4 protein-coding genes are annotated in these 5074 nt (G+C 36.4%); 1 reads left to right on the plus strand and 3 read right to left on the minus strand.

Annotated elements, in window-relative coordinates:
* Nucleotides 1-220: 220 nt before the first annotated feature.
* From A9Q93_RS13545 to hisS, 3 genes are all read right to left on the minus strand, one after another.
* Nucleotides 221-1714: an SIR2 family protein gene (locus A9Q93_RS13545; protein ID WP_303687936.1), complete on the minus strand. Its 1494-nt coding sequence runs from the start codon at nt 1712-1714 to the stop codon at nt 221-223.
* A 108-nt stretch (nt 1715-1822) separates the two neighbouring features.
* Entirely contained in the window at nt 1823-2374 is a 552-nt protein-coding gene (locus tag A9Q93_RS13550) for a DinB family protein (RefSeq protein WP_303687937.1), read from the minus strand.
* Nucleotides 2375-2446: 72 nt separating this feature from the next.
* The gene (gene hisS / locus A9Q93_RS13555) at nt 2447-3817 is read right to left on the minus strand and encodes a histidine--tRNA ligase (protein ID WP_303687938.1); all 1371 of its coding nucleotides are present in this window, start codon (nt 3815-3817) and stop codon (nt 2447-2449) included.
* A gap of 123 nt (nt 3818-3940) precedes the next feature.
* Here hisS and A9Q93_RS13560 point away from each other — a divergent pair.
* Nucleotides 3941-5074 (plus strand): ABC transporter permease (locus A9Q93_RS13560; protein WP_303687939.1); only part of this gene is annotated, 1134 nt, incomplete at its 3' end.

Consider the following 5074-nt stretch of genomic DNA (forward strand, 5'->3'; position numbering starts at 1 on the left):
ATAAAGCTTACAATAATTAAAATTAAGGGTAAATTGTTTTTTTTCATTAGTTTAAATTTAGTTTTGAGTACGTTCCGCCAATGAATGGCAACGGTCTCGGCTATGAGTAGTTGCGTGGGTTGTCACGAAACTTAGCAAGTACTCACCAACCTGAAAATCCGAAAGGATTTTCAGGAGTAGGGGAGACCAAGCAATTACTTATAGCCATTGTTGTACCTCGTTATTTTAGTATTTGTTTAATTAGAACCGGAATTTCGTCATAGTCAGAGTACCAGATGATTGACACTCCTAATTCTCTCATTATTTCCTCGTTTAGATTATGATGCCTATCAAGAAATTTTTGAGCTCCGTCTATATTATCGATAACTTTTTTTCCCTTGTCTTCAGTGAATTCTTCTTTTGTAATTCTTTTCATAAAGGCAAAGTGTTTTGTTTTGTCTGTGTTTCTGGACGAAATATCTAATAACCTTCTCAAATTTGGGTCGGTCATTGATAGCCCTACCATTAGACAATGATTATCTCTTAAATTTGAAAGTTGTACTAGATTCGACCAATGATATGCATCAGAATATATTAAGTGATAGCCTTCTTCTGAAAAAACCAAAGTGCTTTTATCTAAACCTTCGTAATCATTTTCATTTTCAGGTAAAAAACCGTGTACGTGATAAACAGGTAGTTCATCAGGGTCATTAAAATCATCATCAGAGTAGATACTATGAAACTGAATAGATTGTTTAATAAGCTGTCTTTCAATTAAATCGTCAAAGTTATATGTAACAACAGACTTTACTTTTGCACCTGTTCTTTTTGGTATACAAAGTTCTACTATAGCCTTAATTAACTTTGAATCAATTGGTTTTTTTGTGTTTCTTAATTTGTACAGATTTTTAGTAATGGCTTTGATAAACTCCTTTGACTCTGTATCACTTTTGTCAAGTCCTTTTCTCAAATATCTTGCGGCCATTAAGGCTGATGGCTCATCAATTTCATTCAACCTATTTACTATTTGATTAATGTCTGCATCACCAATTTTAAGTTCATTATCAAATTCATTTGTTAAATAGGTCACGAATAATGAGTTTAACAATGTATTCCAATCTGGCATTCCTGCACTACTAGAAACTCCTGCTCCTAGGAAAAAGGAAAACTGTCCTCTTTGATAAAAGTTTTTTAGTATCTCAAGTCTACTTTCTCTTTCTTTTTTCCAGTCAACAGCCTGCCTAGTTACAGCAGACTCAATTCGTAATGAAAATAAATTATTTGCAATATCATTAGCTTCTTTTCTGTTTTTTGAAACTATTTTATTGACTTCTTCTGGACCCCAAATTAAAATGTCAAATGGTGGTTTTTCTTTTTCAGTTATGATTTCCAATCGATGTCTAGTTCGATTCGAAATAGGTGTTGGGGTTATAATTAAAAGATTTTTGAATTCCTCAATATGAGCTAAAATGTTTCTGTTGAGAATGTTGTCAATAAACCTATTTAGCGGATATCTATCAACATTAAATTTAATTTCAATTTGTGTAGGTCCTTTAATATCCTCAAGTCCTTCTGGTGCGAATGCATCAAAACCCATTCTTCTTGGACTTGAATCAAACGGTTTATTATTTTTCTGTAGATGAACTTTAAGAAGGTTCAGAATAAAAGTTTCAAATGTGTAATAACTTCTTGAGTTATTTATTTCTAACTTTTTTAATATGTCATCTATTAACATAATCTTGGTTTATAATGAGGTACAACTTGCTATATCCACTCAAATATACTCTTTATCCCTTATAAATTACCTGGATAAACGCTTGCTTCTGTTGCGTTTATCACTTGCTTATTGATACAATACATATCTAGGCGGTTTCACACCCTTTAATCGCAGATAAACTAGCATTTGAGCTCTATGGTGCGTGATATGATCTGATAGTAAGAGTAAAATTTGTCTTTTGGTTCTATTTGCGCCAAAATAATCCAAACGCTCTTCTAGCCTATCTACCTCAAAACTAGAAATAAAAGCAATCGTTGTATCAAAAGTCTCGTTGATTTTGGCAATCATTTCTTCTTTGGACTTTTGATCTACTTGCAATTCCATGTCGGTATTCCAGTCTCTTGCTTTGCGACCATCCATTAACGACTGGCTGTGCCAGTCCATCGCCCACGCAATATGCATGAGGTGTTCTTCAAAGCTCATAGATTCTGGGGTTGCTTTAAAACTGTAATTTTCCTCTGGCATAGAACGCGCCACGAGAACTAGGTAATTTCTTGAGGTTTCTAATCGTTCTAGATATTCTTTGATAAAGACATCTTCCTGCGCCATTGCAGGCGAGACACAAGATACAGACAGCAATAATGCTACAAATAGTAAAAAGACTGGAGTAAATTTCATGGTAAAATCGTTTTTGATACTAACTAGTGCATCCTTTAAAACGACAAATTACACAAAATGAACCTTATATCCTTAACTTAATCTATCGATCACCTCTTGCACAGTTAACAGTGATTGCTCGCCGGTGCGCATGTTCTTAAGGTTGAGTTTACCGCTCGCGATCTCATCTTCACCGGCTAGAATCACATAAGGAATCTCATTACGGTCTGCATAAGACATTTGTTTTTTCATCTTTGCGCTATCTGGATAGAGCTCTGTTTTGATTCCGCTTTCGCGAAAGCGAGACAACAATCCAGCACAATAACGCGCTTCTGTCGCACCAAAGTTGATGAACAACACCTCTACTCCTGCTCTAACTGAATCTGGAAAAAGTTCTAATTGCTCGATCACTAAATAAATACGGTCCAGTCCAAAACTGATTCCTACACCGCTCACATTCTTCAATCCAAAAATACCAGTCAAATCATCATAGCGGCCGCCGCCACCTATGCTTCCCATTTTTACACCATCTGGAGCAGCAACCTCAAAAATGCAACCGGTGTAATAGTTCAAACCTCTAGCCAGTGTAATGTCTAGATCGAGAGCCGCACTTTTAAGACTTGAATTATCAATAAAAGAATTGATAAATTCAAGTTCTTCTATCCCTTGCAATCCTATTGTCGAATCTTTAAGCAACTCTTTCATACTTGCGATCTTATCTGCATAAGAACCGGTTAGACTAAACACAGGATCGAGTACGTCTATTGCTTCTTGATCAATGCCTTTAGAACGCATTTCTTCTTGTACTTTTTCTTTTCCTATTTTATCAAGTTTGTCCAGAGCTACGGTAAAGTCTATCAGTCTATCTTCGGCGCCCATGACCTCTGCAATACCAGCGAGCACCTTACGGTTGTTAATTTTAATCGTGCAACCGTTAAGTTTTAAATCGGTAAAAACAGCGTCGTATAACTGGATCAATTCTACTTCTTGAAGTAGCGAATCGCTTCCTACCACATCTGCATCGCACTGTGTAAATTCTCTAAAACGACCTTTCTGTGGACGATCTGCTCGCCATACGTTTTGCATTTGAAAACGCTTGAACGGAAAAGTAATATCGTTTTGGTTTTGGACTACGTATCTCGCAAAAGGAACAGTAAGATCGTAACGCAATGCCTTTTCTGAAATTTGAGAAGTAAGCTGATTTTCTTTACCAGTTTCTAGCAAATTAACATCGGCTTTTTTAAGGTATTCTCCACTATTGAGAATTTTAAAAATCAATCGGTCGCCTTCTTCACCGTATTTACCCATTAAGGTATCAGAGTTTTCAAAACTAGGTGTTTCAATAGGCATGAAACCATAAAGTTCAAAATGACGCTTTATGGTATTCATAATGTATTGCCTGCGCTGTACTTCTAGCGGGCTAAAATCTCTTGTACCTTTAGGAATAGACGGTTTCTGTGCCATAATTTGTATTGAGAGTGCAAATATAAACAGTTCAAGGACGTCTCTTCCTAATGAAATTTTAATAAAAGGAAAAATTACTGCTATAACTTGTAACTTTCTAGCTTTTTTCAAGTCTTACTTTTCATGTTAGGATTATTACGTCAAAATTTCAGTATCGCGCAACAAAGTATCAAAGGACAATTGCTGCGCACCATTCTTACCATAATTATTATCGCCATAGGTATTACCGCGCTGGTAGGAATATTAAGTGCTGTAAATGCGCTTTCTTCTACTTTAAACAATGGGTTTTCTGGAATAGGTACAAATACCTTTTACATGCAACGCTATGCGCGTAGCTTCCAGCGACAAGGTGGTGGACGTAGAACAAAGATCAATCCTATTATAAGTTACCGACAGGTAAGAGAATTTGAAGATAAATACAACACACCTCTAACTCAAGTAGGTGTTTCTTTTCAAGCCACCAGCATGGCAGAGGTTAAAGCAGGCGACCGTAAAACAAAACCCAAAGTAATCGTTGCTGGTGTTAATGAACATTATGCAGAGAATGCCGGAATACAACTCGCTCAAGGACGTATGTTTTCTTCTCTAGATATAGAGAATAATTCTAAAGTCTGTATCATAGGTAGTGATATGCAAGATGCTCTTTTTGAAGGGTTTAATCCGCTAGGGAAAACTTTAAGTATACGAGGTAATAAATTTACGGTAGTCGGTATTTTAGAAGAAAAAGGAAGCACCTTTGGTAACAGCGTAGACTTGCGCGTGCTTATACCTATAGATGCAGCGCGTGGTATTTATACATCGCCTAATATCAATTATGACTTAAGTGTCAAGGTTTTTGAGCAAAACTTAATGGAAAGTGCAAAAAGTGATGCGACTATACTCATGCGTAATATAAGAGGACTTAAACCTATTGAAGAAGATAACTTTGGCGTGATACAAAGTGATCAATTGATGGAAGATTTGAATTCTGTAAGTTCTGCACTAAGCGTGGCTGCCATTATCATAAGTCTTGTCACCATCTTTGGTTCTTCTATTGCCTTGATGAATATCATGCTGGTATCTGTCACAGAGCGTACTCGAGAAATAGGCGTGAGAAAAGCGCTAGGTGCTAAACGCAGTACCATTTCATGGCAGTTTTTTATAGAGACATTCTTAATAAGCCAGTACGGTAGTATTCTAGGAATCTTACTGGGTATGTTGATAGGTTTTGCCGTTTCTGCTGGTTTTGAAATCCCATTTGAGATACCATGGACTGCC

The organism is Nonlabens dokdonensis (genome assembly GCF_002162835.1).
In the GTDB taxonomy this organism is placed as follows: Bacteria; Bacteroidota; Bacteroidia; order Flavobacteriales; family Flavobacteriaceae; genus Nonlabens; species Nonlabens dokdonensis_B.